35 protein-coding genes are annotated in these 26739 nt (G+C 64.4%); 4 read left to right on the top strand and 31 right to left on the bottom strand.

All coding sequences use genetic code 11. From position 1 onward, the window contains the following. Positions 1-3: 3 nt before the first annotated feature. The 26 genes from secY to nrdR all read right to left on the bottom strand — a co-directional run bounded on the left by secY (position 4) and on the right by nrdR (position 16268). Positions 4-1344: a preprotein translocase subunit SecY gene (secY, locus tag NZ951_07430; protein ID MCS7207744.1), complete on the bottom strand. Its 1341-nt coding sequence runs from the start codon at positions 1342-1344 to the stop codon at positions 4-6. A gap of 3 nt (positions 1345-1347) precedes the next feature. Next, entirely contained in the window at positions 1348-1818 is a 471-nt protein-coding gene (gene rplO, locus NZ951_07425) for a 50S ribosomal protein L15 (GenBank protein MCS7207743.1), read from the bottom strand. Between the two features lie 10 nt (positions 1819-1828). Next, on the bottom strand, positions 1829-2050 hold the full coding sequence (gene rpmD, locus NZ951_07420; protein MCS7207742.1) for a 50S ribosomal protein L30: 222 nt from the start codon (positions 2048-2050) through the stop codon (positions 1829-1831). A 9-nt stretch (positions 2051-2059) separates the two neighbouring features. Beyond that, positions 2060-2560, bottom strand: a complete 501-nt coding sequence (gene rpsE, locus NZ951_07415) for a 30S ribosomal protein S5 (GenBank protein ID MCS7207741.1) — start codon at positions 2558-2560, stop codon at positions 2060-2062. 29 nt (positions 2561-2589) lie between these two features. Next, positions 2590-2994 (bottom strand): 50S ribosomal protein L18, encoded by a 405-nt coding sequence (gene rplR, locus NZ951_07410; protein ID MCS7207740.1) that lies wholly within the window; start codon positions 2992-2994, stop codon positions 2590-2592. 13 nt (positions 2995-3007) lie between these two features. Next, entirely contained in the window at positions 3008-3553 is a 546-nt protein-coding gene (gene rplF / locus NZ951_07405; GenBank protein ID MCS7207739.1) for a 50S ribosomal protein L6, read from the bottom strand. A gap of 9 nt (positions 3554-3562) precedes the next feature. Further along, positions 3563-3958 carry a 30S ribosomal protein S8 gene (rpsH, locus tag NZ951_07400; GenBank protein MCS7207738.1) on the bottom strand — a complete coding sequence of 132 codons (396 nt, stop codon included), beginning with the start codon at positions 3956-3958 and terminating at the stop codon, positions 3563-3565. An 11-nt stretch (positions 3959-3969) separates the two neighbouring features. Next, on the bottom strand, positions 3970-4125 hold the full coding sequence (locus NZ951_07395; protein MCS7207737.1) for a type Z 30S ribosomal protein S14: 156 nt from the start codon (positions 4123-4125) through the stop codon (positions 3970-3972). Positions 4126-4224: 99 nt separating this feature from the next. Beyond that, positions 4225-4791 carry a 50S ribosomal protein L5 gene (gene rplE / locus NZ951_07390; protein MCS7207736.1) on the bottom strand — a complete coding sequence of 189 codons (567 nt, stop codon included), beginning with the start codon at positions 4789-4791 and terminating at the stop codon, positions 4225-4227. A gap of 260 nt (positions 4792-5051) precedes the next feature. Beyond that, on the bottom strand, positions 5052-5378 hold the full coding sequence (gene rplX / locus NZ951_07385; GenBank protein MCS7207735.1) for a 50S ribosomal protein L24: 327 nt from the start codon (positions 5376-5378) through the stop codon (positions 5052-5054). Between the two features lie 15 nt (positions 5379-5393). Continuing rightward, complete coding sequence (gene rplN / locus NZ951_07380) at positions 5394-5768, bottom strand: 50S ribosomal protein L14 (GenBank protein ID MCS7207734.1); 375 nt, start codon at positions 5766-5768, stop codon at positions 5394-5396. Continuing rightward, positions 5765-6100, bottom strand: coding sequence for a 30S ribosomal protein S17 (rpsQ, locus tag NZ951_07375; GenBank protein MCS7207733.1), 336 nt, complete (start codon positions 6098-6100; stop codon positions 5765-5767). The genes rplN and rpsQ overlap by 4 nt, the downstream gene beginning before the upstream one ends. Further along, on the bottom strand, positions 6087-6296 hold the full coding sequence (gene rpmC, locus NZ951_07370) for a 50S ribosomal protein L29 (protein MCS7207732.1): 210 nt from the start codon (positions 6294-6296) through the stop codon (positions 6087-6089). The genes rpsQ and rpmC overlap by 14 nt, the downstream gene beginning before the upstream one ends. Positions 6297-6306: 10 nt before the next feature. Continuing rightward, a complete protein-coding gene (gene rplP / locus NZ951_07365) occupies positions 6307-6744 on the bottom strand; it encodes a 50S ribosomal protein L16 (GenBank protein MCS7207731.1) in 438 nt (145 codons plus the stop codon). Further along, entirely contained in the window at positions 6745-7494 is a 750-nt protein-coding gene (gene rpsC / locus NZ951_07360; GenBank protein ID MCS7207730.1) for a 30S ribosomal protein S3, read from the bottom strand. After that, complete coding sequence (gene rplV, locus NZ951_07355; GenBank protein ID MCS7207729.1) at positions 7484-7831, bottom strand: 50S ribosomal protein L22; 348 nt, start codon at positions 7829-7831, stop codon at positions 7484-7486. The genes rpsC and rplV overlap by 11 nt, the downstream gene beginning before the upstream one ends. Before the next feature lie 9 nt (positions 7832-7840). Then, positions 7841-8137 (bottom strand): 30S ribosomal protein S19, encoded by a 297-nt coding sequence (gene rpsS, locus NZ951_07350; protein MCS7207728.1) that lies wholly within the window; start codon positions 8135-8137, stop codon positions 7841-7843. After that, a complete protein-coding gene (gene rplB / locus NZ951_07345; protein MCS7207727.1) occupies positions 8121-8969 on the bottom strand; it encodes a 50S ribosomal protein L2 in 849 nt (282 codons plus the stop codon). Before rplB ends, rpsS begins: the two co-directional genes overlap by 17 nt. 2 nt (positions 8970-8971) lie before the next feature. Next, on the bottom strand, positions 8972-9265 hold the full coding sequence (gene rplW, locus NZ951_07340) for a 50S ribosomal protein L23 (GenBank protein MCS7207726.1): 294 nt from the start codon (positions 9263-9265) through the stop codon (positions 8972-8974). A gap of 15 nt (positions 9266-9280) precedes the next feature. Continuing rightward, positions 9281-9931 (bottom strand): 50S ribosomal protein L4, encoded by a 651-nt coding sequence (rplD, locus tag NZ951_07335; protein ID MCS7207725.1) that lies wholly within the window; start codon positions 9929-9931, stop codon positions 9281-9283. A gap of 6 nt (positions 9932-9937) precedes the next feature. Then, the gene (gene rplC, locus NZ951_07330; protein ID MCS7207724.1) at positions 9938-10621 is read right to left on the bottom strand and encodes a 50S ribosomal protein L3; all 684 of its coding nucleotides are present in this window, start codon (positions 10619-10621) and stop codon (positions 9938-9940) included. Between the two features lie 8 nt (positions 10622-10629). Next, the gene (gene rpsJ / locus NZ951_07325) at positions 10630-10944 is read right to left on the bottom strand and encodes a 30S ribosomal protein S10 (GenBank protein ID MCS7207723.1); all 315 of its coding nucleotides are present in this window, start codon (positions 10942-10944) and stop codon (positions 10630-10632) included. 150 nt (positions 10945-11094) lie between these two features. Further along, positions 11095-12096: a 4-hydroxythreonine-4-phosphate dehydrogenase PdxA gene (gene pdxA / locus NZ951_07320; GenBank protein ID MCS7207722.1), complete on the bottom strand. Its 1002-nt coding sequence runs from the start codon at positions 12094-12096 to the stop codon at positions 11095-11097. Positions 12097-12116: 20 nt separating this feature from the next. Beyond that, positions 12117-12890 carry a site-specific DNA-methyltransferase gene (locus NZ951_07315; GenBank protein ID MCS7207721.1) on the bottom strand — a complete coding sequence of 258 codons (774 nt, stop codon included), beginning with the start codon at positions 12888-12890 and terminating at the stop codon, positions 12117-12119. 443 nt (positions 12891-13333) lie between these two features. Continuing rightward, complete coding sequence (locus NZ951_07310) at positions 13334-15598, bottom strand: vitamin B12-dependent ribonucleotide reductase (protein MCS7207720.1); 2265 nt, start codon at positions 15596-15598, stop codon at positions 13334-13336. 148 nt (positions 15599-15746) lie between these two features. Then, positions 15747-16268: a transcriptional regulator NrdR gene (gene nrdR, locus NZ951_07305; protein ID MCS7207719.1), complete on the bottom strand. Its 522-nt coding sequence runs from the start codon at positions 16266-16268 to the stop codon at positions 15747-15749. A 311-nt stretch (positions 16269-16579) separates the two neighbouring features. Between nrdR and rpsL the strand changes: the two genes are divergently transcribed. The 4 genes from rpsL (at position 16580) to NZ951_07285 (ending at position 21838) form a co-directional block, all read left to right on the top strand. Next, entirely contained in the window at positions 16580-17029 is a 450-nt protein-coding gene (gene rpsL / locus NZ951_07300; protein ID MCS7207718.1) for a 30S ribosomal protein S12, read from the top strand. 5 nt (positions 17030-17034) lie between these two features. After that, positions 17035-17502 carry a 30S ribosomal protein S7 gene (rpsG, locus tag NZ951_07295; protein MCS7207717.1) on the top strand — a complete coding sequence of 156 codons (468 nt, stop codon included), beginning with the start codon at positions 17035-17037 and terminating at the stop codon, positions 17500-17502. A gap of 31 nt (positions 17503-17533) precedes the next feature. Beyond that, positions 17534-19603, top strand: coding sequence for an elongation factor G (gene fusA / locus NZ951_07290; GenBank protein MCS7207716.1), 2070 nt, complete (start codon positions 17534-17536; stop codon positions 19601-19603). A 102-nt stretch (positions 19604-19705) separates the two neighbouring features. Further along, positions 19706-21838, top strand: a complete 2133-nt coding sequence (locus tag NZ951_07285; GenBank protein ID MCS7207715.1) for an adenosylcobalamin-dependent ribonucleoside-diphosphate reductase — start codon at positions 19706-19708, stop codon at positions 21836-21838. A gap of 189 nt (positions 21839-22027) precedes the next feature. Here NZ951_07285 and eno read toward each other — a convergent pair whose 3' ends face one another. Genes eno through hemC form a run of 5 tightly spaced genes read right to left on the bottom strand, consistent with a single transcriptional unit; the run spans position 22028 to position 26646 of the window. After that, on the bottom strand, positions 22028-23347 hold the full coding sequence (gene eno, locus NZ951_07280; protein ID MCS7207714.1) for a phosphopyruvate hydratase: 1320 nt from the start codon (positions 23345-23347) through the stop codon (positions 22028-22030). After that, positions 23344-23871, bottom strand: a complete 528-nt coding sequence (locus NZ951_07275) for a TIGR00725 family protein (protein ID MCS7207713.1) — start codon at positions 23869-23871, stop codon at positions 23344-23346. Before NZ951_07275 ends, eno begins: the two co-directional genes overlap by 4 nt. 57 nt (positions 23872-23928) lie before the next feature. Then, the gene (gene hemB, locus NZ951_07270) at positions 23929-24930 is read right to left on the bottom strand and encodes a porphobilinogen synthase (GenBank protein MCS7207712.1); all 1002 of its coding nucleotides are present in this window, start codon (positions 24928-24930) and stop codon (positions 23929-23931) included. Next, positions 24911-25735: a uroporphyrinogen-III synthase gene (locus tag NZ951_07265; GenBank protein ID MCS7207711.1), complete on the bottom strand. Its 825-nt coding sequence runs from the start codon at positions 25733-25735 to the stop codon at positions 24911-24913. The genes hemB and NZ951_07265 overlap by 20 nt, the downstream gene beginning before the upstream one ends. Next, on the bottom strand, positions 25732-26646 hold the full coding sequence (gene hemC / locus NZ951_07260; GenBank protein MCS7207710.1) for a hydroxymethylbilane synthase: 915 nt from the start codon (positions 26644-26646) through the stop codon (positions 25732-25734). The genes NZ951_07265 and hemC overlap by 4 nt, the downstream gene beginning before the upstream one ends. Between the last annotated feature and the right edge of the window lie 93 nt (positions 26647-26739).

The following is a 26739-nucleotide window of genomic DNA, read 5'->3' as shown; positions in this document are numbered from 1 at the left end:
CCCTCATCGGATAAACCCCTCATAGTGGCGCATTAACAGTTGGGCCTCCAACTGACGCATGGTGTCCAGGGCCACGCCCACCACAATCAGGAGAGCCGTGCTGGAAAGTTGCACCGCCCGCACATCGGTAATAAGGGCAGCCAGGTAGGGCAGGACGGCCACAAACCCTAGGAATAAGGCCCCCGCCCAGGTGATGCGCACGATCACCTTGCTCAGGTACTCCTCGGTGGGCTTGCCGGGACGAATGCCGGGGATGAACCCCCCGCCCTTTTGCAGGTTCTCGGCCAGGTTCATCTGGGAGTAGATCACCATAGTGTAGAAGAAAGTAAAGAGCACCACCAGAATGAATAGCATCACCCAATAGAACCAGTGGGTCGAGTCAAAGATGCGCACGATGGTGGCGGCCAGGCGCGTGCCGAAGGAGTCGCCCCCCGTGTTGAAATATTGGGCCACTGTGGCGGGCAGGATAAGGATGGAGAAGGCGAAGATGAGGGGAATCATCCCGGCGCTGTTGACCCGCATGGGGATGTAGGAGGCCCCCGCTGCCCGCCGAATCACACCCCCCCGAAACACCGTGCGCCCATACTGGACGGGGATACGGCGCTGGGCCTCGGTGAACAAGACGATGAGGGCCACAATGGCCAGGCCGATGATGCCCAGCAGGATGAGACCGCCCGTGTTCTGGCGCTCCACAAACCCCTGGCTCACAATCTGGGGGATGTTGGCCACAATACCCCCAAAGATGATAAGGGAAATCCCGTTGCCGATGCCCCGCTCGGTGATCAGTTCCCCCAGCCACACGAGAAACATGGTGCCCGCCGTCATGGAGATGACCATAGCCACGGTGCCCAAGGGATCGGCCCCGGGGCCCAAGCCGAACCCCTCCAGCACGCGCGCCTGTTGGAGCACGAGCAGTTGTCCATACGCCTGCAATAGGGCGATGGGCACCGTCATCCAGTGGGTAATCTGGTTGAGGCGTTGGCGTCCCAACTCGCCCCCCTCTTTGGAGAGGGTGCGCAGGGCGGGGATAACCGGCACCAGCAGTTGCAGGACTATGCTGGCGGTGATATAGGGGTAGACCCCCATGGCCGCCACGCTCAGGTTGCGCAAGGCTCCCCCACTGAACAGGTCCAGCATCCCCAGCAGTTGGTTCTCACGGAAGAGGCCCTCGAGGGCCGCCCTATCCACCCCCGGCACGGGGACATGGGCCACGAAGCGGAACACCACCAGCATGGCGAAGGTGAACAGAATCCGCTGGCGCAGGTCGGGGATGCGGAAGGCGTCAAAGACCGCTTGGAGAAGCCCTGGCCCCTGGGGCCCTGTGCGGGTTACCTGCGTCGCCATAGGCTACGCCTCCGGTGTCGGAGAGGCCTCTAGTTCCTCCACCTGCCCCCCGGCAGACAGCACCTTCTGGCGAGCGGTAGCCGAGAAGCGGTGTGCCACCACCCTCAGGGGTTTAGTCAGGTCGCCATCGGCCAGCACTTTGACGGGCCTATCGGGGTGGCGCACCAGCCCCGCCTGAACCATGCGTTCCACCGTAACCTCCTCCCCAGAGGAGAAACGGGCATCCAGGTCGCCCAGGTGGACAATCTGATAGGTCTTGGGGAAGGGGTTATGGAAACCGCGCTTGTGGGGAAGGCGCAGGATGAGGGGTGTCTGTCCGCCCTCAAAGCCGGGGCGTGGCCCTTTACCGGAGCGGGCCTTCTGTCCACCCCGCCCACGGCCAGACAGGTCGCCCCGTCCACTGCCTGTGCCTCGCCCGATCCGCCGACGGGGGCGCCGCGCCCCCGGTTGGGGCCGGAGGTTATGCAACTGCACCATACCTCGCCTACCTCATTTCATTGGGGGGCTTCGCGGACGGCTCTTCAGGCATCTCCTCCACCCGGACGAGGTGCCGCACGGTGTGGAGCAAGCCTTGCAAGGAGGGCGAGTCCTCCCGCAGAACACTTTGAGATAGTCGGCGTAAGCCCAAGGTCTCCAAAGTCTTCTTGTGGTAGGCTTTGGAGCCGATAGGGCTCCGCACCAGGGTGATGCGCAGCACTTTACCCATCGGGCACCCCTATGCAGCGGAGGCGGTCTTCACCGCCTCCCTTTGGGCCAGGGCCTCCTCGGGGCTTTGCAGGGACGCCAGAGCATCCATAGTGGCCTTGGCCAGGTTGACAGGATTGGTGTTGCCCAGGGCTTTGGTGAGGATATCACGGATGCCTGCCGCCTCCACAACCGCCCGCACTGTTGCCCCCGCCACCACCCCTGTACCCGCCACAGCGGGGCGCAGCATCACCGTGGAGGCATCAAACTTGGCGATGACTTCGTGAGGGATGGTAGAGCCTACCAAGGGCACCCGAATCATGTTCCGTCGGGCGATAGCCTGGCCCTTGCGCACGGCATCGGGGACCGCGTCGGCCTTCCCCAGGCCGATGCCCACGTGCCCCCGCCCGTCTCCCACCACCACCAAAGCGTTGAACCGCAGGTGTTTGCCCCCTGCCGTGACCTTGGCCACTCGCCGTATCATAATCACCTTCTCCTGCAGGTTCGCCTCCGGCAGGTCTTCGGCCTTGATTTTGGGCGCGCGCTCATAGGGAGATGCCATCAGAACTGCAGACCTCCTTCCCGAGCAGCATCGGCCAGGGCTTTCACCCGCCCTTGGTACCGGAACCCCCCGCGGTCGAACACCACCTTCTGTATGCCCGCAGCTGTAGCCCGCTGGGCCAGCAGACGCCCGACCAAGGCGGCACGTTCCGTCTTCCGCTTGCCGGCGCCCTGGGAGCGCACCTCCCGATCCATGTCCGAAGCGCTGACGAGGGTATGCCCTCGCGTGTCGTCTATGATCTGGGCATAGATATGCTTATTACTGCGGAAGACCGCCAGACGGGGGCGTGCGGGGGTGCCCTGCACCTTTTTGCGAATGCGTAAGTGGCGGCGAATACGCCGCAGACGGGGGGTGTTCCACTTGATGGGGATGGGCCACTTGGTGCGCGTTGTGATCCTTACCATAGCCCTTCCACGCCTACTTCTTTGCAGCCTTCTTGCCCGGCTTCAGGGAGATAACCTCGCCGGCATAGCGGATACCCTTCCCCTTGTAGGGGTCAGCAGGGCGGATGGCGCGGATGGAGGCAGCCACCTGCCCGACCACCTGTTTGTCTATGCCCGAGACGACGATGCGGTTGCCCCCCTCCACGGCTAGTTTGACCCCCGGCGGGGGCACCACCTCCGGGCGATACGACATCCCTACCTGGAGCACCAGAGTGGAGCCGCGCAGTTCGGCACGATAGCCTACACCGGTGATCTCCAGGGCCTTCTGATATCCCTGGGTTACCCCGATCACCATATTGTGCAGGACGGCACGGGTCAGACCGTGCAGGGCACGGTCGCGCCCGTCGTCCGAGGCCCGCTCCACCACAATGGCCCCGTCGCGCACCTGAATTGTTAGGCGAGGGGAGAAGGTGTGGGTCAGGGTGCCCAGTGGCCCCTTCACGGTTACCCGATTGCCGGGTTCCACAGTGACCTGGACACCCTTGGGGATAGGAACCGGGCGGCGACCGACGCGGGACATGGCTACTCCTTACCACACAATGCACAACACTTCGCCCCCGATGCCCCGTCGGCGGGCCTCGTGGCCGGTCAGGACGCCCTGGGATGTGGTGAGGATGGCCACACCCAGGCGGCCTCGGGAGCGGGGGATAGCGCCTTTACCCACATAGACCCGCAGGCCAGGCTTGCTGACCCGCCGCAAGCCGTGAATCAGCGGCTCCTTACTGGGCGTGTAGGCCAGGTAGATCTTCAAGGCCTTACCTGCCCCCGCCTGCACCTCCTCATACCCCCGAATGAAGCCCTCCTCTTTCAGCACACGCGCAATCTCCCTCTTCAAACGGGAAGAGGGCACGAGGACCTCTTCCTTGCGCACCAGCAAAGCGTTACGGATGCGCGTGAGCATGTCCGCGATGGGGTCGGTGAGCATGGTTGGTTCCCCTACCAGCTGGCCTTACGCACCCCGGGCAGTTCCCCCCTCAGGGCGAGAGTGCGGAAACAGATGCGGCACAGCCCGAAGTGGCGAATGTATGCCCTGGGCCTCCCACACAGGGAGCACCGGTTGCGCTTGCGGACAGCGTACTTGGGCGTCCGCAACGCCTTGGCGATCATCGCTTTGCGTGCCATGGACGAACCCCGCTCCTTTTTTCTATTCTAGCGTGTCCTGTGAGCACGTGGAAAAGGCCGTGCGTTCCGTTATGGAGAGCCCCCGCCCCCGGAGCGTTCCCGTGCGAAAGGCATCCCCAATAGCTCCAGGAGGCGTGCCCCCTCCCGATCTGTGCGAGCCGTGGTGCAGATGTTCACCTGCAGGCCCCGCAAGCGGTCTATCTGGCCGTATTCAATTTCGGGGAAGATAATCTGCTCTGCTACTCCCAGGGAGTAGTTGCCCCGCCCGTCAAAGGCGTGACGCGGTGTGCCCCGAAAATCGCGAATACGGGGCAGAGCGGCGAAGAACAACTTCTCCAAGAAGAAGTACATGCGGTCGCCCCGCAGAGTGCACATTACCCCCACCGGTTGGCCCCGCCGCACCTTGAAGGAGGCGATAGCCTTCTTGGCCCGTGTTACCACGGGCTTCTGCCCCGCAATGAGGGAGAGGTCGCGCACAGCGAACTCCACCGCCTTGGGGTTAGTAACCGCCTCCCCCAGGCCGATGTTCAGCACCACCTTTGTGATGCGGGGAGCCTCATACGGATTGCGGTACCCGAACTCCCGCATGAGGGTGGGCACCACCTCCTCCCGATACAGACGCAGGAGGCGCGGGATAACCCTCCCCTGGGGCGGAGGCGGTGCCTCCTCTCCGGGGGGCCTGCCCTTAGCCGGGCGCGCCTCGGGGCGGGCGGATGCGGGCGCGGGCGTGGGAGCCGCAGGTGCCTCAGAAGGGGCACCCCCCCCTTTGGCGCGCCGACGGGGAGACTCTGCAGACGTGTCGGCCGTGGGGTGCTCCGAGGGATGCCCCTCGGGGGCACGCCGCCCCGCACGCCGGGGGCGTGCGGGGGGGGCGACCGCCTCTTGTCCTTGCGTGCTTACCGGCTGATCTCGATCGTCTCGCTGCATTTCTTGCAAACCCTCACTTTACGCCCGTCCTCCAGGGTGCGAAACCCCACTCGCACCGGCTTCTGGCAATGGGGGCACACCAGACGCACCTTAGACCAATGAATAGGCGCCTCTAACGCCACAATCCCCGCTTGACGCACCCCGGGGCGACGGCGCAGATGACGCTTCAGGATATTCACCCCCTCCACCAGGATGCGTTGTTCCTTAGGGAAGACCCGCTGGACGCGGCCCTTCTTACCCCGGTCCTTGCCTACCATGACCATCACAGTATCCCCTTTGCGGATTTTTAGGGCCATAGGTGTGCCTCCAGCCTATACCACCTCGGGTGCCAGGGAGAGGATACGGGTGAAGTCGCGGTCGCGCAGTTCCCGGGCGACGGGGCCCAACACCCGGCTCCCCAGGGGGTTCTTCCCTTCCCCGAGGATGACGGCAGCGTTGTCGTCAAAACGCACATAGGTGCCATCGGGGCGCCGGTAGGGCTGGCTCTGGCGGACAATCACTGCCCGCACCACCTTGCCCTTCTTCACCGCGTCCGGGGCGTTGGGGATAGCCTCCTTCACCGAGGCGATGATGATATCCCCGAGCTGAGCATACCGGCGGTAGCCGTAGCCTGGGATGTTGATGCACATAATGACTTTGGCGCCGGAGTTATCGGCCACCACCAGGCGGGTGTAGCGTTGAATCACGGCTGGCCTCCTTCCGCGGGGGTGGCAGAGGGCGTCAGGGGATGCTCCACCTCCTGCCCAATAGCCGTGGGGGCCACTTCAGGCACCGCGCCCCGACGCAGAATCTCCTTCACCACCCAGCGCTTGGTCTTGGAGAGGGGGCGCACCTCTATCACCCGCACCACATCCCCCAAGCGGCACTCCTGGCGCGGATCATGGGCATAGAGTTTGGTGATGCGGCGGATGGCCTTCTTATACAAGGGGTGATGCTGAACCCATTCCACCGCCACCACTACGGTCTTCTGCATCTTGGCGCTAATGACGCGCCCCACATATTCCTTATTGCGTGGCATGGGATATCCCCAGTTCCCGCTCCCGTAAAACGGTCAGGACGCGGGCGATGGTTTTGCGAACGCGCTTGATCTCTTCGTAGTTCTCCAGTTGGCGGGTGTGCCAGCGCCACCGCAAGTTAGCCAGTTCGCGGTAAAGGTTTTGGACCTCTTTTTGCAGGTCCTCGGTGGAGCGGGCACGGATGTCTGCCAGGCGCAGAGCGGGCATTTTACGCCTCCTCGGCGGGGGCCTCCAGGAAGTCGGAGCGGTGGACCACCTTGACAGGGATGGGCAGTTTGTCGGCCGCCTGGCGCAACGCCTCCAGGGCTAAGTCTTGGGAAAGCCCCCCCACCTCAAACAGGATGCGCCCCCGTTTCACCACAGCGACCCAGTGGTCCACGGCTCCTTTACCCCCGCCCATGCGGGTCTCCAGGGGCTTTCTGGTCACGGGCTTATCGGGGAACACGCGAATCCACACCTGGCCGCCCCGCTTCAGGTGGCGGGAGATGGCACGGCGGGCCGCCTCGATCTGACGGGCGGTGAGCCAGCAGGGCTCCAGGGCCTTCAGCCCCCACTCCCCGAACTCCAGGGTCGTGGCGCCGGTGGAAAGGCCCTTGCGCCGCCCCCGATGGGCTTTACGATATTTGACACGCTTGGGCTGGAGCATTTACTCTGCCCCCTCTGCAGACTCGGTGGCTTCCGCAGGAATGGTAACTTGGATGGGCCGCGCCTCTTCGGGGGTAACTGCTGCCTCGGCCATACTGGGCGGGAGCACATCGCCCCTGTAGATCCACACCTTCACACCGATGCGCCCCATGATGGTCAGGGCCTCGGCCACGGCAAAGTCCACATCGGCGCGGATGGTGTGCAGAGGCAAACGCCCCATCATGACCTTCTCCCGTCGTGCGATCTCCGCACCACCCAAGCGCCCTGCCACGGCGATCTTGACCCCCCGAGCCCCGGCCTGCATGGCGCGCGTGGCGGCCTGGAGCATGGCGCGGCGGTGCCCTACCCGCTTCTCCAATTGCTCGGCCACACTGCGGGCCACCAAGAGCGCCTCCAGTTCCGGCTTCTCTATCTCCTTCACATCCACTTTGACCTTTTGGGTGGTGAGGGCCTCCAGGGCCTTACCCAGATCACGAATGCGTTTGCCGTCCCGCCCAATCACCACACCCGGCCGAGCGGTGTGGATAGTGACCCGCACCTGTTGGGAGTCCCGCTCAATCTCCACCTTACTGATGGCGGCGTCGCGCCCATAGGACTCGGCGATGGCGTGGCGGATGCGCAGGTCCTCGAGCAAGTTCTGGCGATACTGGGTGCCCTTGGGGGCGAACCAATGGGTCTGCCAGTCCTTGATAAGGGTCTGGCCGAGTCCTACCCCCAGGCGGAAGCCAATAGGATGCGTCTTATGGCCCACCTGTGGCCTCCTCGTCCACCACGATGGTAATGTGGCAGGTGCGTTTGAGGATAGGATTGATACGCCCCCGCGCCTGGGGACGGGCCCGCTTCAAGCGGGGGCCATCGTCGGCATAGGCTGCGACGATGCGCAGGTCATCGGCCGCGAGCATGTGGTTGTGCTCGGCGTTGGCGAGAGCCGACTGAAGGGCTTTGAGCACCGCACGAGCCGAGGGGCTGGGGATATACCGCAGGATGGCCTCGGCTTCGCCGACCTTCTTGCCCCGGATAAGGCCCAGCACCCGCCGCACCTTTTTAGGAGACTGGCCGTAGTTCTTAATGACGGCACGCACAGGCATACGCAACTCCTAGGAGGCGGTCTTGGTGACGCCCGTGGTTTTTTCGGCACGAGACGAATGGCCGCGGAAGGTGCGGGTGGGGGCGAACTCCCCCAGGCGGTGCCCCACCATGTTTTCGGTGATATACACGGGGATGTGGCGGCGCCCATCGTGGACGGCGATGGTCAGCCCCACCATCTCCGGCACAATCATGGATGCCCGGGACCAAGTCTTGATCACCACCTTCTCCCCGCTCCGTCGCGCCGCCTGCACACGCTGAAGCAGTTTGGGGTCCACAAAGGGCCCCTTTTTAGCCGACCGCCCCATAGCCGATCCTCCTCCGTTTGACAATGAATCGGTCGGTCTTCTTGTTGCGACGTGTTTTCACACCTAAGGCAGGCTTGCCCCACTTGGTCTTGGGGCCTTTGAGGCCGATGGGGTTACGCCCCTCTCCGCCTCCGTGGGGGTGGTCGCGAGGGCTCATGGCCTTCCCCCGCACCTCCGGCCGCCACCCTTTCCAGCGGCGACGTCCCGCCTTGCCCAGGCTGACATTTTGGTGCTCCACATTCCCCACCTGGCCGATGGTGGCGTAGCATTCCCCCAGGATGCGCCGCACCTCCCCCGAGGGCAGACGCACAAGAGTATACCGCTCCTCACGGGCTAGGATTTGAGCGGCTGCCCCTGCGCTCCGCACAATTTGCCCCCCCTTCCCCGGGTGCAACTCAATGTTATGCACCAAGGTGCCAATGGGAATAAGGCGCAAGGGCAAAGCATTGCCCGGCTTCACCTCTGCCTCGGGGCCAGCCATGAGGGTGTCACCCACCTTGACACCCAACGGCCACAGGATATACCGACGCTCCCCATCGGCATATTGAAGCAAAGCCAATCGGGCCGTGCGGTTAGGGTCGTATTCAATGGCGATAACGTGCGCCGGTTGGTTGAGCCGGTCATAGCGCTTGAAGTCAATGCGCCGATACATGCGCTTATGCCCGCCCCCCCGGTGGCGCGTGGTGATACGGCCCTGGTTGTTGCGCCCGCCGCTCTTGCGCAAAGGCTCTAAAAGGTGCTTCTCCGGCTCCTCCTTGGTGATTTCGGAGAAGTCGGGGAGCACTGCCGCCCGTAGGCCAGGGGTAACGGGCTTCATCGTCTTCAGTCCCATAGTTAGCCTTCCAAGATGGGGATTTTCTGACCAGGCTTGAGGGTAACGATGGCTTTCTTATAGCCAGGCTTCTGCACCCAGCGGGGGCCCAAGCGCTTTCTCTTCCCCTTCACCCACATGACGTTCACCCGCACCACATCCACCCCAAACAGGCGCTCCACCGCCTGCTTAATTAACCCTTTGTTGGCCCGGGGATCCACCTCAAAGGAGTAACGCCCCTGCTCCTGCAAGCGATAGGACTTCTCGGTGATGAGGGGGCGACGCAGCACGTTGGTCAGTTGGGCGATGTCGGTCATGGGACTGCCTTTCCTTTACGCCACCTGGGCGGCCCGCCGAGGGCGCTCCTGGGCCCACAGCGCCTCGATCCGACGCACAGCGGGCACGGTCAAGAGGAGATGAGGGTAGGTTATCAAATCTAAAGCGTTCAGGGTATGGGCAGGGAGGGATTTCACAGAGGGCAAATTACGGGTGGCAGCGGCCACCTTCGGGTCGGCTGTGTCGGTAACCACCAAACATTTCTTGCTGATGCCCAAGGCCTGTAAAAGCGCCACCATCTCCTTCGTCTTGCCGTTGACGGAGAGGTTGTCCAAAAGGGTGATGTGGCCTGAGCGCACCTTATCCGAAAGGAGCAGTTTGATGGCCAAACGGCGCATGCGCTTGGGGATGCGCTGATGATAATCCCTGGGATGGGGACCGAAGGCCACCCCCCCGTGACGCCACTGGGGTTCGCGAATACTTCCGTGGCGGGCACGGCCGGTGTGCTTCTGGGGCCAGGGCTTCCGCCCGCCCCCGCTCACCTCTCCCCGCGTTTTGGTGTCGTGGGTGCCCACACGCCGATTAGCCTGTTGGGCGACGATCACCTGATGCACCAGAGCGTGATTCATGGGCAGGCCGAACACCTGGTCGTTGAGGGTGACCTGCCCCACCACTTCACCGCTTTGGTTTTTGACCGGCAGTTCCATAGTCCCCTACTTCTCGGCGGCCTTAGCCCGGCGGATGAACACAAGACCATTGACCGGGCCGGGCACCGCACCTTTCACCAAGAGCAAGTTGCGCTCCGCGTCCACAGCCACCACCTCCAGGTTCCGGACGGTTACCCGCTGATGGCCCATGTGCCCGGCCATGCGCAACCCTTTGAGCACCCTGCCCGGGAAGGTGGTGGAGCCGACGGAGCCAGGAGCACGGTGGCGGTCGCTCTGGCCGTGGGTTTTGGGACCGCCCTGGAAGTGATGGCGCTTGACAACACCGGCGAAGCCCCTCCCCTTGGAGCGCCCCTCCACATCCACCAAGTCGCCGGGCTGGAAAATGTCCACGCTGACCTTCTGGCCCACTTGCACATCGCCTAAATCGTCCACCCGCACCTCCCGCAGGTGGCGCAGGAGGCGCCCCACTGGGCGCAGGTGCCCCGCCTCCGGACGGTTCAGGGGCTTCAGGTCGGCGGGGCGCAGGTCCTTCAGGCGCACCCCCTCCTTGAGGGTGCCCACCTCCTCAAACCCCAACTGCACCGCCGTATAGCCGTCTTTGGCCTGGGTGCGCACCTGGGTGACCCAGCACGGCCCCGCCTGGATAGCCGTGACCGCCACCGGCCGTCCGTCCGGCTGGAAGTGTTGGGTCATCCCTATCTTTTTGCCCAGAAGACCAGCGATGGCCATAGCACCCTCTAAGCTTTCACCTGGATGTCTACCCCGGCCGGCATATTCAGGCGGGAGAGGGTCTCCAGGGTCTTGGAGGTGGGTTCCAGCACATCAATGAGGCGCTTGTGGATGCGCAGCTCGAAATGCTCTCGGGAGTCCTTGTCAATATGGGGGGAGCGGATCACGCAGAAACGCTTTACGCGCGTGGGCAAAGGCACAGGCCCCGCCACCACCGCACCCGTGCGCTCGGCCACCTCCACAATTTGCCGGGCCGACTGGTCCAAGATGCGGTGGTCAAAGGCCCGCAACACAATGCGGATGCGTGGTCGCTGTCTAGCCATAGGATTCGCTCCCCTTGCTGTGGTGGCTCCCTTCCCGGGTCAGGAACGAGGCAGGGGGCACAGCCCCCTGCTCCTGGTGTACCCACTGTTGCACAGAGCCAAAGGTTATTATGCCATAACCCCGCAACCCTGTAAAGCCCCCAAGAAGGGCTAAGCGAGGGGCAAGCGCCCTTCCACCCCTAACGAGAAGGCGGTGCGGATGGCCTCCTGCATAGAGGTGGCTAGAGCCTTTCCCTGCCAGGCAATGTCAAAGGCGGTGCCGTGGTCCACCGATGTACGAATGAAGGGCAAACCGAGGTTCACGCTCACACTGCGCTCAAATCCGTGCACCTTGACCGGGATGTGCCCCTGGTCGTGATACATGGCGAGCACCACATCGTAACGCCCCTGAATGGCGTGATAGAACACGCTGTCCGCAGGCAACGGGCCGACGCAGGCGATGCCCTCTTTCTGGGCTTGGGCGACCGCGGGGGCGATGTGTTCTATCTCCTCCGTCCCCAACAGGCCCCCTTCACCGGCGTGGGGATTCAACGCGGCCACAGCGATGCGGGCCGAGGGCATCCCCCAGCGGGTGAAGTGCGCATGGGTGGTGCGGATGGCCGCCAGCACCGCCTCCTGGGTCACGGCGTCACACGCCCGACGGAGGGAGCGATGGGTAGTCAAGTGGACCACCCGCAAACGGCCCGTCATGAGCATGGTGTAGACCTTAGGGGCGCCGGCCAGGTGTGCCAGCAGCTCCGTATGACCCACCTCCCGGTAGCCCGCCAAGGCGGCCGCCTCTTTATGAATCGGAGCCGTGGCCATGCCCACAGCCTTCCCCTCCAGGCAAAGGCGTCCGGATAGGAGCACCCAGTTCACGCTGGCCGCCCCCGCCTTGGCCGACACCTGCCCGGGGGCCAGGTCAGCGGGAGAGAAGTCCTCGGGGTCGAGCACCGCCACGGTGCCATCCCCCTCACCCGCATCCTCTAGCCGAGGGATAGTCCTAAGGTGCAAGGATACCCCTACGAGACGCAACGCCTTCTCTAAAACCGGCCGTGAGCCGACTACCACCAACCGCTCTATGGGACAGGGGGGATCCGCCAAAGCCTTGGCCACCACTTCGGGCCCAATGCCATTGGGGTCACCCATGGTGATGAGGATGGGCATGGGCATGGTGCACGCTCCCGACGCTCCTACTGTAGCAGAAGGGCGGGGCGCATGCCCAGAGCCGCTTGCGCCAGCCGTTCCCTCGCCACCTGGCAGTAGCGCTCCGAGATGTCTATGCCGATATACCGACGCCCCAGCCGCGCAGCCACCACGGTCGTCGTCCCCGCCCCGTTGAAGGGGTCCAGCACCACATCCCCCCGATAACTGAACAGCTTCAGTAAGCGCTCCACCAGCGCCTCCGGGAACATGGAGGGGTGGCCGAACATGCGCATCCGGCTTTCGGGGGCGATGTCCCACCGCGCCCGCACCCACCTCTTGAACTCCTCGGCAGTGATGTCCACCGCGTCCTGGGGGCCGGGCTTCCTGCGGGAGCCCTTGGCGAACACCTCCACAAACTCCCAGGTATATTTCAAGTAGGGCATACGGGGGCTCTTCCAACTCCCCCACGCCGTGTACTTGGCGTTGTAGTTGTGCTTCTCCCAGAGGATTTCGGCGTAGAACAGCAGGCCCGCCTGCTCCAATAGGCGGGCGACCCGATGGTGGGTGGGCACATAGTCCGAGTAGAGAGGCTGGACGACCACACAGATGCGCCCCCCCGGCTTCAATAAACGAGCGCACTCGTGAAACACCTGCCCCAGAGTGGCGAAGTAGGCCTCCCAATCCTGGGTGTCCTCATAGCGGTCGTAGCCGTCCAGCCCGAAGTTGTAGGGGGGTGAGGTGATGATGATATCCACGCTTTGGGAGGGCCATTGGGGAAGTATCTCCCGACAGTCCCCGCAGAGGATGCAGTCTACCGGCAAGAGGCTCGCCCCCCCTGCGTGGGAGTCCTGGGCAAGCCAGTCTCCTATGCTCTCCGGGGGGTGACGCCGTGTTTTTTTGGCCTTTTTCGCCGTGGCCTTAGGCGGGCGCAAAGGCGCCCCACAGCGGTGGCACACACCCGCCATCGCGTCGTTACGGTTCCCACACCGTCGGCACCAGGGGCGATCCCGCATAACCTATGGACGGCTCTCTAGGCGTTTATCTGGGGCGCCGCCACAGAGATACTGCCCCAGTTATGGGCCCTCTGGGCTGATAATCAGGCCGTGTACAAGAATGCGCCGAGGACCATAAGCACGGCGCCGGGGCTACCCGCTATACCAAACCACGGGGTGCGAAACAACAACCACCCTCCTCCCCCCAGACTTGTCCATAGCAGGCCTCCTATAAACAGTAATGCTCCTGGAGACTCCATCGTTACCTCCTTTCACCCGCACTCGCTATACCCGCATGCCCGGCAGGTCAGGCATCCCTCCTGGTAGACCAGAGGGCCGTTGCACTTCTTGCACACCCCCCAGTTGCCCGTGGGCCTCTGGTGGTCGCCGTTGCGTGGAAGGAGCGACGGCTGGATGGCTTCGGGGCGCGGGGGCTCCTTCCCGATGGCCCGCCCCAGGGCGAGCGCCAAGGCATCGGGAGCCGACTTCACCTGCACCCCCCCGTCCCAGGCGGGGCAGCAGGTAATCCCCCGCAACTGCTCTACAATGGCTTGGGGGTCCACACCCGACCGCAAGGCCAGGGAGACCAGACGGGCGATGGCCTCCAGCTGGGCGCTGTCGCATCCGCCTGCCTTACCCAACGCCACGAACACCTCAAAAGGCCTCCCCTGCTCGTCGGAGTTGATGGTTACATACATGTTCCCGTGCCCGGTGCGGATGCGCTCGGTGCGCCCGGTCATGACCACGGGGCGCTCCCGAGGGCGCAGATAGGGCTGGGGGGTCCCTGAAGGCGGGGCCGCGGCCGCCTCCTGGGGCTTGCTCGTCGTGCCGGCGGTGAGCACCTCCTGCTCCCGACTACCCGCACGGTAGACGGTTATGCCTTTGCATCCCAGCTTCCAGGCCAGGATATACGCCCGCCACACATCCTCTTGCGTGGCGCTATTGGGGAAGTTGATGGTCTTGGAGATACCCGAATCCACAAACTCCTGGAAGGCCGCCTGCATGCGCACGTGCCATTCGGGGCTGATGTCGGGGGCGGTAACGAACAGGCGGCGCACCCACGCGGGCACCTCGGTGCGCTCCTGGAGGGATTTGCCCATGGCCAAGTGCTCCATCAGGGCATCGCTGTAGAAGCCCTCGGCCCGCGCCACGGCCTCGAAGGTCTGGTCAATGTAGTAGAGGGTCTGGCCCCCCAAGATGTTGTGCTTGCGGAACACCAGAGCAAACACCGGCTCAATGCCCGAGGAGCACCCTGCGATCATGGAGATGGTGCCAGTGGGGGCGATGCTTAGGCGCCAGGCGTTGCGCAGGGGCGGAGCGCCGGGCTTGTCGTGAATGCTCCCCTTGAAGGCGGGGAAAGGACCCCTCTGCTGGGCCAGTTCAGCCGACATAGCATCGGCCTCGCGGCGGAAGAAGGAGATCACCTGCCGCGCTAGGGCCAGAGCCTCCTCGGAGTCATAGGGGATGCCCAGGCGGAACAAGGCATCAGCCCACCCCATAATCCCCAGACCGATCTTGCGGGTCAGTTTGGTCATCCGCTCAATTTCGGGGATGGCGTATTTGTTGGCGTCAATCACATTGTCCAAGAAGCGCACCGCCAAGCGGATAGTCTGGCGCAGGCGCTCCCAATCGATCTCCACGGCGTCGGGGGTGTAGCGCAGGAACTTGGCCAGGTTGATAGACCCCAGGTTGCACGACTCGTAGGGCAGGAGGGGCTGTTCCCCGCAGGGGTTGGTGGCCATGATTTTGCCCAGGTGGGGGGTAGCGTTGTCCTGGTTGATGCGGTCCATGAAGAGCATCCCCGGCTCGCCGTTCAGCCACGCCCCGTAGACAATCTCCTTGAACACCTTCCGAGCATTCAGGCGGCCCACCACCTGGCCCGTGCGCGGGTCGATGAGGTCATAGTCCTCCCCTCGCTCCACCTTCTCCATGAACTCCGTGTCCACGCCCACAGAGATGTTGAAGTTATGGATCTCCCCCTCTTTGCGCTTGCAGGTGATGAACTCCATGATGTCGGGGTGACGCACATCCATAACCGCCATATTGGCCCCGTCCCGCTTCCCGCCCTGGGTAACCAGTTTGGAGACCGACGACAGGTGGCGCAGAACTGCCACCGGCCCGCACGCCTTGCCGTGGGTGGTGGAGATGGGAGCCCCCTTGGGGCGGATCTTGGAGAGGGCGAAGCCGGTGCCCCCGCCGAACTTCTGCACCATGGCGGCGTGCTTGGCCGTGTCCATGATGCCTTCCATGGTGTCCTCCAAGCCGATGACGAAGCAGGCCGAGAGGGTGCCGGCCCCCGTGCCCGCGTTCATCAGGGTGGGGGAGTTGGGGAGGAACTCCAGGCGGGCCATCATCCCATAGAAGGCGTCCTCCAGGGCCTGCACATCGGCCTTAGGATCGTAAAGGGTCTCCACCTGGGCGATGGCGCGGGCCACCCGGCGGAACATGCCCTGAGCGTCTTCACTGACCTGCCCGTTTTTGTCCCGCAGGAAGTAGCGGGCCTGCAGGACCCGCAGGGCATTGTCGGTGAGGTCCAGGTGCTTGGGCGGGGCGGTGAGATGGGCTTGCTGCAGGGCACGCAGAAGACGCTGTCGGAACTCTGGGGCGATGATGGGGCTAACAGCAGGCGACACGGATACGGTCATACCTCCCTCCTTACCGTGCTGACGGCATCAGCGTGGGGTGCTAGCGCAGGTGTTTGGTGCGGCGGGGAACTTTCCCGTCCAGGGGCAAAGGCAACTGGCCGGCGGGGGGCTTGGCCTGCTCCCCCTCGAGGGCATCCACCGCCTCCCGGAAACTCCCCACATCCTGGAAGTTGCGGTAGACGCTGGCGAAGCGCACATAGGCCACTCGATCCAAGCGCTTCAAGTGCTCCATCACCATCTCCCCGATAAGGGACGAGGGCACCTCCGCCCGCCCCAAGCGTTGCAGGTCCTGCTCAATGGCCTCCACCGCCTTATCAATGGCGTCCACAGGCACAGGGCGCTTGGTGCAAGCGATGAGCATGCCCCGTTTCACCTTCTCTCGGTTGAACTCCTCCCGCCGTCCATCCCGCTTCACCACCAGCAAGGCGGTGGTCTGCACCCGCTCGTAGGTGGTATAGCGCAGACCACACCGGGCACACTCTCGGCGCCGGCGGATGCCCTCCTCCGCATCCCGGGAGTCCACTACCCGGGAGTCGGGATGCCCACAGCGAGGACAGCGCATAGCCTTACCCCTTTACCAGTGTCCGAACACTGGCTAACCCGCGTCTGAAACAGCACCCAGTAAGTTGTGGTTTAGAACATATGTGCCACAAGATATTGTGGTCGCTGTGTGCCTCATACCCTAACAGAAAGGGAGGGATTTGTCAAGCGGGGTGGGCCAGGGAGTTGTGTCGTCGGGCGACGCTCAGGGGGACAGCGCCCGCGTTCCCGCCATCCGCCGCCTCCACGCACACCAGGCCTCCCTGCGCCTATTGACGAGGCGTAAACCGTTTGCTACAGTAACTTCAGAGCATTCCCCTCAACGGGAGACATATGCCGACTATCAATCAACTGGTGCGGAAGGGGCGGAGCCGCTCTCGTTCCAAGAGCAAGGCTCCAGCCTTACACTTTAGGTACAACTCCCTGAAGAACCAACGGGTCTACGACCCTGTGGGGGCACCCCAGCGGCGGGGGGTGTGCACGGTGGTGCGCACTATGACCCCCAAGAAGCCCAACTCCGCCCTACGTAAGATCGCCCGCGTGCGCCTGACCAACGGTGTAGAGATCACCGCCTACATCCCGGGCGAAGGCCACAACCTCCAGGAGCACTCGGTGGTGTTGGTGCGTGGAGGGCGCGTCCCCGACCTGCCAGGGGTGCGTTACCACATCATCCGGGGTGCTATTGATGCCGCAGGGGTGGCCAATCGCCGCCAGGGGCGCAGCAAATACGGTGCTAAAAAGGCTAAGAAGGGTGCCACTCCCGCCGAAGGCACAGCAGGGTAGCCAGGATGCGTCGCCATCGGGCAGAACCCCGACCCGTCAAACCCGACCCCATCTACAATAGCGAGACCATTGCCCGCCTGATCAACAAGGTCATGCAACGGGGCAAGAAGACCGTTGCCCAACGCATCGTCTACCGGGCATTGGCGCGCATCGAGAACCAGGCCAACCGCCACCCCGTGGAGGTGGTAGAGGAAGCCATCCGCCGCGCTACCCCCCTCCTCCAGGTGAAGCCTCGCCGGGTGGGCGGAGCCACTTACCAAGTCCCGGTGGAGGTTCACCCCCTGCGCGGGCGTTCCCTGGCCATGCGCTGGTTGGTGCAAGCCGCCCGCGCCCGCAAAGGCCGCCCTATGGAGGAGCGTTTGGCCGCCGAAATCCTGGACGCCGCCAAGGGTGAGGGGGCGGCGGTCAAACGCCGCGAAGACCTGCATAAGATGGCCGAGGCCAACCGCGCCTTCGTCCACTACCGGTGGTAATCTCCCCACCTCTAGAGGAGCAGAGACCCCTATGTCCCCTTCTGTGCCCTTGGAGCTCGTCCGCAATATCGGATTCATCGCCCACATTGATGCGGGCAAGACCACTGTTACCGAGCGTGTCCTCTACTTTACCGGCCGCACCTATAAAATCGGGGAGGTGGACGCCGGCACCGCTGTGATGGACTGGATGCCCCAGGAACGGGAGCGGGGCATCACCATCACCGCCGCCGCCACGGTGTGCTACTGGCGGAACCATCACATCAACATCATTGATACCCCCGGACACGTGGACTTCACGGCTGAGGTGGAGCGCAGTCTGCGCGTTCTGGACGGGGGGGTGGTCATTTTCGACGCCGTAGCGGGCGTTCAACCCCAGACCGAAACCGTGTGGCGCCAGGCCGACCGCTATCGCGTCCCCCGCATCTGCTTCGTCAATAAGATGGACCGCACAGGGGCCGACTTTTTCCGCACGGTGGATATGATCGCCCATCGCCTGCGAGTGCGCCCCGTCCCCGTGCAAATCCCCATCGGGGCCGAAAGCGCTTTTCGGGGCGTCGTGGACCTCATAGAACAGAAGGCCTATATCTACGACACCGACGAGCCCAAACCTCCCCTGGAGGCGCCCATTCCCCCGGAGGTGCAGGAGCGGGCTCGCCAGTGGCGGGAACGCCTCATTGAACGGGTCGCCGAAACCGACGATGCCCTTCTGGCCAAATACCTGGAGGGGGTCCCGATCTCTAAGGAGGAGATCTATCAAGCCCTCCGCCGCGCTACCCTCTCCTACACTTTGGTGCCCGTGCTGTGCGGAGCAGCCCTGCGTAACAAGGGCATCCAGCCCCTCCTGGACGCCATCGTGGCCTACCTCCCCTCTCCTCTGGATATGCCTCCTGTCAAAGGCACTGATCCCCGCACAGGCGAAACGGTGGAACGTCTCCCTCGGACCGACCAGCCCCTGTGCGCCCTCGCCTTCAAGGTGATGACCGACCCGTATATCGGGCGTCTGGTGTATATCCGGGTCTATTCGGGTGTAGCCAAAGCCGGGGCGGTGGTCTACAACGCTAGCAAGGGCCTTCGCGAGCGCCTGGGACGAGTAGTGCGCATGCACGCCCAGCACCGAGAGGATGTGGAGGCCCTCGAAGCGGGACACATCGGAGCCGTCATCGGCCTCAAGAATACCTTCACCGGTGATACCCTCTGCCTGGAGGATGCCCCCCTGGTGCTGGAGCCTCCCCGCTTCCCCGAGCCGGTGATCTCGGTGTCGGTGGAACCGCGCACCAAGGCCGATCAGGAGCACCTGGACACGGCCCTGCGCCGTCTGGCCGAGGAGGACCCCACCTTCAAGGTGCGCTACGACCCCGAAACAGGGGAGACGCTCATCTCGGGTATGGGGGAGCTGCACCTGGAGGTGCTGGTGGACCGCATGCGCCGGGAGTTTGGCGTCCAGGCGCGGGTGGGACGCCCCAAGGTCTCCTATCGGGAGACCATCACCCAGCCCGTGCGGGTGGAGGGGCGCTTCATCCGTCAGACCGGGGGGCGGGGGCAGTATGGCCATGTGTGGCTGGAGGTGGAGCCCCTGCCCCGCGGGAGCGGGTTCCAGTTTGAGAACCGTATCGTGGGCGGCGTCGTCCCCAAAGAGTATATCCCTGCGGTGGAGCAGGGCGTCCGCGAGGCTTTGGAAAATGGTGTTCTGGGCGGCTACCCGGTGGTGGATGTCAAGGTAACCCTGGTGGATGGCAGTTACCACCCTGTGGACTCCTCGGACATGGCCTTCAAGGTGGCGGGGAGTATGGCCATGCGGGAGGCCCTCAAGCGGGGCACCCCCGTGCTGTTGGAGCCGATTATGGCCCTGGAGGTGGTTACCCCCGCGGAATACTTAGGGGATGTGCTGGGCGACCTGAACGCCCGCCGTGCCCAAGTGCAGTCCCTGGAGGGAGTGGGCGACACTCACATCATCCGGGCGCTGGTGCCCTTGGCCGAAACCTTCGGCTACGCCACGGTGCTCCGCTCCCTCACCCAGGGGCGCGCCAGTTACTCCTTACAGTTCCACCACTACCAGGAAATCCCCGAGTCCATCGCCCAGAAAGTGCTGGTGCGATCCTAGCGACACGCCCCCACTCATCGCCCCTCAGACCGAACCACGGCCCAGGGCGATGGGGGCGCACGGCGCTTATGCTAGGCTGTGAGACAAGGGGGAGAGGAGCCCATGCACGCCCCGCACGCCCCGTTTCGTTTCATCCGCAAGCGCCACGGCCCCCTGGAAGCCTTTGACCCCGAGCGCATCGCCACGGCCATCGGGAAAGCCCTGGCCGCCGTCGGCACGCCCGACAGTGATCTAGCCCACCGCCTCGCCGACCAGGTTGTTCAGCGCCTCGCCCAACGCCTCCCTTACGGCTCCATCCCCCATGTGGAGGAGGTGCAGGACACTGTGGAGGAGGTGCTGATCCAGAGCGGCTTGGCGCAAGCCGCCAAAGCCTACATCCTCTATCGCCAGCAGAGGGCCCAGATGCGCCAGGCCAAAAGACTTCTGGGCGTGGGGCTAGACGAACTGAAACTCTCGGTCAACGCCGTCAAAGTGTTGGAACAGCGCTACCTGCTGAAGGACGAGGAGGGGCGCGTCATCGAGACGCCCCTCCAGATGTTCCAAAGGGTGGCACGGGCCATAGCCCGGGCGGAGGAGGAGTTTGGAGCAAGCCGGGAGGAGCGGGAGAGATGGGAAGAGCGCTTTCTGGGGATGATGCTCCGCCTGGACTTCCTCCCCAACTCCCCGACCCTCATGAACGCCGACACCCCTTTGGGCCAACTCTCCGCTTGCTTCGTCCTCCCCATAGAGGATTCCCTGGTATCCATTTTTGATACCCTCAAACACGCCGCTCTGGTGCACCAGTCGGGTGGGGGGACGGGCTTCTCCTTTTCGCGCCTGCGCCCCAGGGGGGATAGAGTGCGTTCCACGGGTGGCATGGCCTCGGGGCCGGTCTCCTTTATGCGCATCTATGACACGGCCACCGAGGTCATCAAGCAAGGGGGCAAGCGCCGGGGTGCCAATATGGGCATCTTGAGCGTTCACCATCCCGACATCCTGGAGTTCATTCAGGCGAAGGCCCAGGAGGGGGTGCTGGCCAACTTCAACATCTCTGTGGCCATCACCGATGCCTTTATGGACGCCTTGGCCACCGGGGCAGACTACGCTTTGGTCAATCCTCGCACGGGCAAAGAGGTGCGCCGCGTGCCGGCGCGGGTGGTGTTTGACCTCATCTGCACCCAGGCGTGGCGCACAGGCGACCCGGGCATCATTTTCATAGACGAAATCAATCGCCACAACCCGACGCCCCATGTGGGCACCATTGAGGCCACCAACCCCTGCGGGGAGGTGCCCCTTCTCCCCTACGAGTCGTGCAACTTAGGTTCCATTAATCTCTCCCATTATGTCAAAAACCGCCAGATAGATTGGGAACGGCTGCGGGAGACGGTGCATTGGGCCATTCGCTTTCTGGACAATGTCATTCAGGTCAACCGCTATCCCATCCCCCAATTGGAGCAGGCCGCCCGTGCCAACCGCAAGGTGGGTTTGGGGGTCATGGGCTGGGCCGATACCCTTATTGCCTTAGGTATCCCCTACGACAGTAGCGATGGTGTGGGCATGGCCGAGCAGGTCATGGGCTTCATCGCCCAGGAGGCCGACCGCGCCAGCCGTCTGCTGGCCCAGGAGCGTGGCCCCTTCCCCAACTTTCGGGGGAGCCGATGGGACACTGTGGGTGCCACCCCCCGGCGCAACGCCACCGTTACCAGCATCGCCCCTACCGGCACACTGAGCCTCATCGCGGGGTGCTCCTCGGGCATTGAGCCTCTGTTCGCCCTGGTCTATGTGCGGGAGGCGATGGAGGGGATGCGCCTGTTGGAAGTGAACAGCGCCTTCCGCCAGGCGATAGAGGCGCGAGGTGTGGCCTCTGACGCCTTATGGGAGCAGGTCGCCCGTAAAGGCTCCATCCGCGACATGGAGCACTTGCCCCCCGACCTGCGTCGTCTGTTCGTTACCGACTTTGACATCGCTCCCCAATGGCATGTGCGGATGCAGGCCGCCTTCCAGAGGCACACCGAGAACGCCGTCTCCAAGACCATCAACCTCCCCCACGATGCAACAGTGGAGGATGTCAAAACGGCTTTCCTCTTGGCGTGGGAACTGAAATGTAAAGGCATCACAGTGTATCGCTATGGAAGCAAGAGCCAGCAGGTGCTTTATCTGGGGGGCGATGTGAAGCACGGGGAGGTCATCCCCTTCGTGCTGGTGCATCCCGAATACGGGGGCGGATGTCCCGCTGGCACCTTGTGCCCCATCTAGGCCGGCGGTTGCGCCTGCGCGCTCTCCGCGCTACCCTTGAGGGAGAACACACTTTTTCAGGGCCAGGAGGGGTCAGGATGCCCTTCAACCAGACTGGCAAGCGGTATGTGTGTAAGGTTTGTGGCGCCGAGGTGATCGTTACGCGCGTTGGGCCCAGCCAGAAGAGCCCCCTGTCCTGCCACGGCCAACCTATGGAGGAGAAGAAGTAGCACCCGGCCCCCGTCGCAGATGGGGGAAAGCCTGCAGGCCGGCGTAGCGTCCTCTGTTCCCCAGGGCCTCCTCAATGCGCAGGAGGCGATTATACTTGGCGGTGCGCTCCCCTCGGGCGGGGGCACCTGCCTTGATCTGCTGTGTCCCCCAGGCCACTGCCAGGTCGGCGATAGTGGTGTCCTCCGTCTCGCCCGAGCGGTGGCTCATGACCGTCCCCCAGCCCGCCCCCTGGGCCAGGCGCACCGCCTCCCGCGTCTCCGAGAGGGTCCCTATCTGGTTGGGCTTCACCAGGAGGGCGTTGGCCACACCCCGCTGTATCCCCTGACGAATACGCTGGGGGTTGGTGGTGAACAGGTCGTCCCCCACCAGTTGCAGGCGCCCTCCCAGGCGACGGGTCAGGAGGGCCCACCCCTCCCAGTCGTCCTCGGCCAGCCCATCCTCCAGGCTGAGGAGGGGGACATCCCCGAGAAGGGATTCATAGTAATCCACCAGTTGGGCAGCAGTGCAGACCAGACCGTCACGGCGCAGGGAGTAGCGCCCATTATGAAAGAACTCGCTGGCGGCGGCGTCCAACGCCACCCAGACATCGGCCCCGGGGCGATAGCCGGCTAGAGCGATGGCCTCCCGCACCACCTGAAAGGCGGCGCGATTGGACGGTAAACTAGGGGCGAACCCGCCCTCGTCGCCCACATTGGTGCTATAGCCCCCCTCGCGGAGCAAGCGTCCGAGGGCGTGGTAGATTTCCGCCCCCGCCCGCAGGGCCTCGGCGAAAGTGGGAGCCCCCGCGGGGACCACCATGAACTCCTGAAAATCGGTAGAGTCGTGGGCGTGCTTGCCCCCGTTGAGGATGTTGAACAGGGGCACGGGGAGCACCCCTTCTTCCGTTGCACCCAGGTAGGCGTACAGGGGCAGACGCCGAGAGGCGGCGGCGGCATGGGCCACCGCCAGGGAGACGCCCAGCAAAGCATTAGCCCCCAGGCGTTGCTTGCTCGGGGTGCCATCGGCCTGGAGCAAGAGGCGATCTATGGCATCCTGGTCAAAGGGGGAACGGCCTATGAGCAAGGGGGCCAGCAGGGTGCGGACGTGCTCCACGGCGCGGCGCACACCTTTACCCCCGTAGCGCTTGGGGTCGCCGTCCCGCAGTTCCAGAGCCTCGTGGCGACCCGTGCTGGCTCCGGAGGGCACCAGTGCCCGTCCCCAGGCACCGTCGGACAGGGCGACCTCCACCTCCACGGTGGGGTTGCCTCGGGAGTCCAGGACCTCCCGGGCGTGCACGGCGGCGATAACAGGACCGCTCACTGGGTCATCCCCTCACGAGGAGTCGGGGCACGCTGCCCTCGTCGGGCCAGGGCGATGGCCTTCTCCACAGCCTCCTCCGGGTCAGAGGCGCGCACGATGGCGTTATCGGGTTGGTTGTTGACGCTGAACATCCAAGTATGCAAACCCACTACGGGAATCCCCTCCGCCAAGGCGTGGGCGATCTCGGAGAGAGTGCCGTAGGCGCCGTCAATAGCGATAACTGCCTGGCCAGACTTCACCACTAACGGGTTACGGGCATACCCCATCCCTGTGCAGATAGCGATGTCTACATAGGGGTTGGCCTCTTGAGGGTCGTGGCCGGGGAGGATGCCCACTGTGATACCCCCCGCCTCCTTGGCACCCCGGCACACCGCCTCCATCACTCCCGTGAGGCCCCCACACACCACCACAACCCCGCGCCGCGCCAGGGCCTTGCCCACCTGGTAGGCCAACTCCATGCTCTGGGCGTCGGCATTACCTCCACCTATGACGGCAATGGCCAGAGGACGTTTCGCTAGGGACATAGCATTTCCATACTACCATTGAGGGCAGGAGGTGGAGAAGGGTTGCGGACACATCCGTTAGCCCTCCTCCTGCAGCCAGCGCACGGCGTCCTTGGCGAAGTAGGTGAGGATACAATCGGCCCCAGCCCGTTTGATGGCGGTGAGCACCTCCAGCACCACCGCCCGCTCGTTGAGCCACCCCAGACGCCCCGCCGCCTTGAGCATGGCGTATTCCCCACTCACATTGTAGGCCCCCAAGGGGTGGTCAAACCGCTCCCGTGCCCACCGGATGATGTCTAAATAGGCCAAGGCGGGCTTCACCATCACGATGTCAGCCCCTTGCACGATGTCCCGCTCAATCTCCCGCAGAGCCTCCCGGGCGTTGGCCGGGTCCATCTGGTAGGCCTTGCGATCACCGAACTGGGGGGTGGAATCCGCAGCCTCCCGGAAGGGGCCGTAAAAGGCTGAGGCGAACTTGGCCGAATAGCCCATAATGGCCACCTCCTGGAAACCCGCCTTGTCCAGGGCCTCCCGGATAGCCCCCACCTGCCCATCCATCATGGCGCTGGGAGCAACGATATCCGCCCCCGCCTCGGCGTGGGCCAGGGCCATACGGGCTAGTATCGTCAGGGTCTCGTCGTTGTCCACGGTGCCGTTGCGGACAACCCCGCAATGTCCGTGGTCGGTATACGAGCAGACGCAGATATCGGTGAGCACCACCAGGTGGGGCACCGCCTCTTTGATTTTGCGCACTGCCTGGGGCACTAAACCCTGGGGAGCGTAGGCGTGGCGCGCGAAGGCATCCTTCTCCTGGGGAACCCCGAACAGGAGCACGGCGGGGATGCCCAGACGCGCCACCTCCTCCGCCTCTTTAGCCGCCCGGTCCACCGAGAGGCGGGAGATGCCGGGCATACTGGGCACCGGCTCCTCCCTGTCCACCCCGGGACAGATAAAGAGGGGGTAGATGAAGTCGGCGGGGGTAAGGGTCGTCTCCCGCACCAGGCGTCGTAGGGCCGGGGTGCGCCGTAGACGGCGCAGGCGATCGGCTGGGGCAACTGCATTACTGGTGACCAGGGTCATAACCCACCTCCGTCCACCAAATGGGCGGTTTGAGGCGCTGGACAGCCTCCAGCACGGCTTCCACCAAACCCTCTTCCACATACCGTCGGGCCGTGCCCACCACGGGGAAGCCCTCCTCCCGGGCGGCAGCAGCGGTAACAGGGCCGATGCACACGGCCGGCAGGCGCTCTAAGGGGAGAGGGAACGGCAGGGAGCGGACAAGGGCGGCGAGGGCTCGGGCGGTGGAGGGGCTTGTCAGGGTAACCAGATCCGGCACGGGAGACAGGAGCCGCTCCACACCCCTTCCGTCCGAGACGGGGAGCACCCGATAGACGCCCACCTCGGTTACCTGCGCCCCCCGCTCCTTGAGGATGTGGACAAGGGCCTGACGTGCCCCTTCTGCCCGTAGGAGGAGGATACGCTGTCCCTCCACGTCGCCCAGGGCATCGGCGATGGCTTCAGTGCGGAACTCAAGGGGAAGGGCGGCGGGCTTCAGCCCCCAGCGCTGGACGGCGCGGGCCGTCGCCGGGCCCACCACAGCAATGCGCACGGTGCTCAAAGAGTCCGGGGTGAAGCCTAAAGCCCCCAGGCGCTCCATGCCGTACCGCACCCCGTTGACACTGGTGAACACGATCCAGTCAAAGGCGGAAGCACGGCGCAGGGCGTCGTCTACCGCCGACCAGTCCTCGGGGGGCAGGATACGCATAACAGGGAGCAGGAGGGGCTGGGCGCCCAGGGAGCGCAAGCGCTGGGCCAGGGTATGAGCCTGACCCTCGGGGCGAGTTACCAGGATACGCCAACCGTGAAGTGGTTTGGAGGCTGTCATACCGGGCTTCCCACCAAGCGGTTGGCCCCTCGGCGGAGCAGGTCCTGGGCCAGGGCCACCCCCAACGCTTCGGCATCCGCGGGGAGACCCTCCACCTGGCCGCGGATGCAGGTCTGCCCGTCGGGGGTGATGGCCAAGCCGTCCAGGACAAGGCGCTGGTCCTGGACATGGGCATAGGCGGCGATGGGCACACGGCATCCCCCGCCCAACGCGCGCAAAAAGGCCCGCTCCGCAAGGACACTCCACCAAGTGGGCCAGTGGTTGAGGGCCTGGGCCAGGCGAGTGGCGTAGGCATCCCCCTCCCGCACCTCCAGCGCGATGGCGCCCTGACCGGGGGCAGGGAGCATCTCAGCGAAGGAGAACACCTGGGTGGCGCGCCCTTCCCACCCCATGCGGAGAAGCCCAGCCAGGGCCAGCACAATCGCCTCGTAGAGGCCGGCGTCCAGTTTGCGCAGGCGGGTATCCACGTTGCCCGTGATGGGGATGTAGTCCAAATCTGGGCGCAGGGCGCGCAGTTGGGCGATGCGGCGTGGGCTTCCACAGCCCACACGGGCTCGGGCGGGGAGACGGTCTAATGAGCCGAAAGGCGACACAAGAGCATCGCGGGCATCAGCCCGCTCCAGGACGGCGGCCATGCGCAGGCCGGGCGGTTGCTGGGTGGGCATATCCTTGAGGCTGTGGACCGCCAGATCCACCTGCCCGTGCAGGAGGGCCTCCTCCAGCTCCTTGACGAACACACCTACTCCCCGACGCTGACCCCTATCCCCGCTGGTGCGGATAGGCTGAAGAGTGGCCGGGACGCCTAAGGCGTGCAGGCGCTGGAGCACCTGCTGGGCCTGGACCAAGGCCAGGGGGCTGCCCCGGGTGCCCACCACCAGGGGGCGCGGCGGTTGCTGGGATAAGGATGCCATGCCACCGTCCGAAAGGAGGCCTCTGGGGAGATGGTAGACACAAAAGGCGAAAGGGGTCAAGTGTAGGGGAATCTACCAAGGCGAAGGGGGAGG

Source organism: Dehalococcoidia bacterium (assembly GCA_025060295.1).
GTDB lineage: Bacteria > Chloroflexota > Dehalococcoidia > Lucifugimonadales > HRBIN23 > HRBIN23.
The sequence above is the reverse complement of the archived record's forward strand: the minus strand, read 5'-3'. Positions and strand labels throughout refer to the sequence as shown.

Bases quoted from the DNA above. Each gene is read 5' to 3' on its own strand.
- secY (MCS7207744.1), bottom strand. From the start codon at position 1,344: ATGGCGACGCAGGTAACCCGCACAGGGCCCCAGGGGCCAGGGCTTCTC.
- rpmD (MCS7207742.1), bottom strand. From the start codon at position 2,050: ATGGGTAAAGTGCTGCGCATCACCCTGGTGCGGAGCCCTATCGGCTCC.
- rplR (MCS7207740.1), bottom strand. From the start codon at position 2,994: ATGGTAAGGATCACAACGCGCACCAAGTGGCCCATCCCCATCAAGTGG.
- rplF (MCS7207739.1), bottom strand. From the start codon at position 3,553: ATGTCCCGCGTCGGTCGCCGCCCGGTTCCTATCCCCAAGGGTGTCCAG.
- rpsH (MCS7207738.1), bottom strand. From the start codon at position 3,958: ATGCTCACCGACCCCATCGCGGACATGCTCACGCGCATCCGTAACGCT.
- rplX (MCS7207735.1), bottom strand. From the start codon at position 5,378: ATGGCCCTAAAAATCCGCAAAGGGGATACTGTGATGGTCATGGTAGGC.
- rpsQ (MCS7207733.1), bottom strand. From the start codon at position 6,100: ATGCCACGCAATAAGGAATATGTGGGGCGCGTCATTAGCGCCAAGATG.
- rplP (MCS7207731.1), bottom strand. From the start codon at position 6,744: ATGCTCCAGCCCAAGCGTGTCAAATATCGTAAAGCCCATCGGGGGCGG.
- rplV (MCS7207729.1), bottom strand. From the start codon at position 7,831: ATGCCTGTGCGTGCCGTCATTAAGAACTACGGCCAGTCTCCTAAAAAG.
- rpsS (MCS7207728.1), bottom strand. From the start codon at position 8,137: ATGGGGCGGTCGGCTAAAAAGGGGCCCTTTGTGGACCCCAAACTGCTT.
- rplB (MCS7207727.1), bottom strand. From the start codon at position 8,969: ATGGGACTGAAGACGATGAAGCCCGTTACCCCTGGCCTACGGGCGGCA.
- rplW (MCS7207726.1), bottom strand. From the start codon at position 9,265: ATGACCGACATCGCCCAACTGACCAACGTGCTGCGTCGCCCCCTCATC.
- rplD (MCS7207725.1), bottom strand. From the start codon at position 9,931: ATGGAACTGCCGGTCAAAAACCAAAGCGGTGAAGTGGTGGGGCAGGTC.
- rplC (MCS7207724.1), bottom strand. From the start codon at position 10,621: ATGGCCATCGCTGGTCTTCTGGGCAAAAAGATAGGGATGACCCAACAC.
- rpsJ (MCS7207723.1), bottom strand. From the start codon at position 10,944: ATGGCTAGACAGCGACCACGCATCCGCATTGTGTTGCGGGCCTTTGAC.
- pdxA (MCS7207722.1), bottom strand. From the start codon at position 12,096: ATGCCCATGCCCATCCTCATCACCATGGGTGACCCCAATGGCATTGGG.
- nrdR (MCS7207719.1), bottom strand. From the start codon at position 16,268: ATGCGCTGTCCTCGCTGTGGGCATCCCGACTCCCGGGTAGTGGACTCC.
- rpsL (MCS7207718.1), top strand. From the start codon at position 16,580: ATGCCGACTATCAATCAACTGGTGCGGAAGGGGCGGAGCCGCTCTCGT.
- rpsG (MCS7207717.1), top strand. From the start codon at position 17,035: ATGCGTCGCCATCGGGCAGAACCCCGACCCGTCAAACCCGACCCCATC.
- fusA (MCS7207716.1), top strand. From the start codon at position 17,534: ATGTCCCCTTCTGTGCCCTTGGAGCTCGTCCGCAATATCGGATTCATC.
- NZ951_07285 (MCS7207715.1), top strand. From the start codon at position 19,706: ATGCACGCCCCGCACGCCCCGTTTCGTTTCATCCGCAAGCGCCACGGC.
- NZ951_07275 (MCS7207713.1), bottom strand. From the start codon at position 23,871: ATGTCCCTAGCGAAACGTCCTCTGGCCATTGCCGTCATAGGTGGAGGT.
- hemB (MCS7207712.1), bottom strand. From the start codon at position 24,930: ATGACCCTGGTCACCAGTAATGCAGTTGCCCCAGCCGATCGCCTGCGC.
- NZ951_07265 (MCS7207711.1), bottom strand. From the start codon at position 25,735: ATGACAGCCTCCAAACCACTTCACGGTTGGCGTATCCTGGTAACTCGC.
- hemC (MCS7207710.1), bottom strand. From the start codon at position 26,646: ATGGCATCCTTATCCCAGCAACCGCCGCGCCCCCTGGTGGTGGGCACC.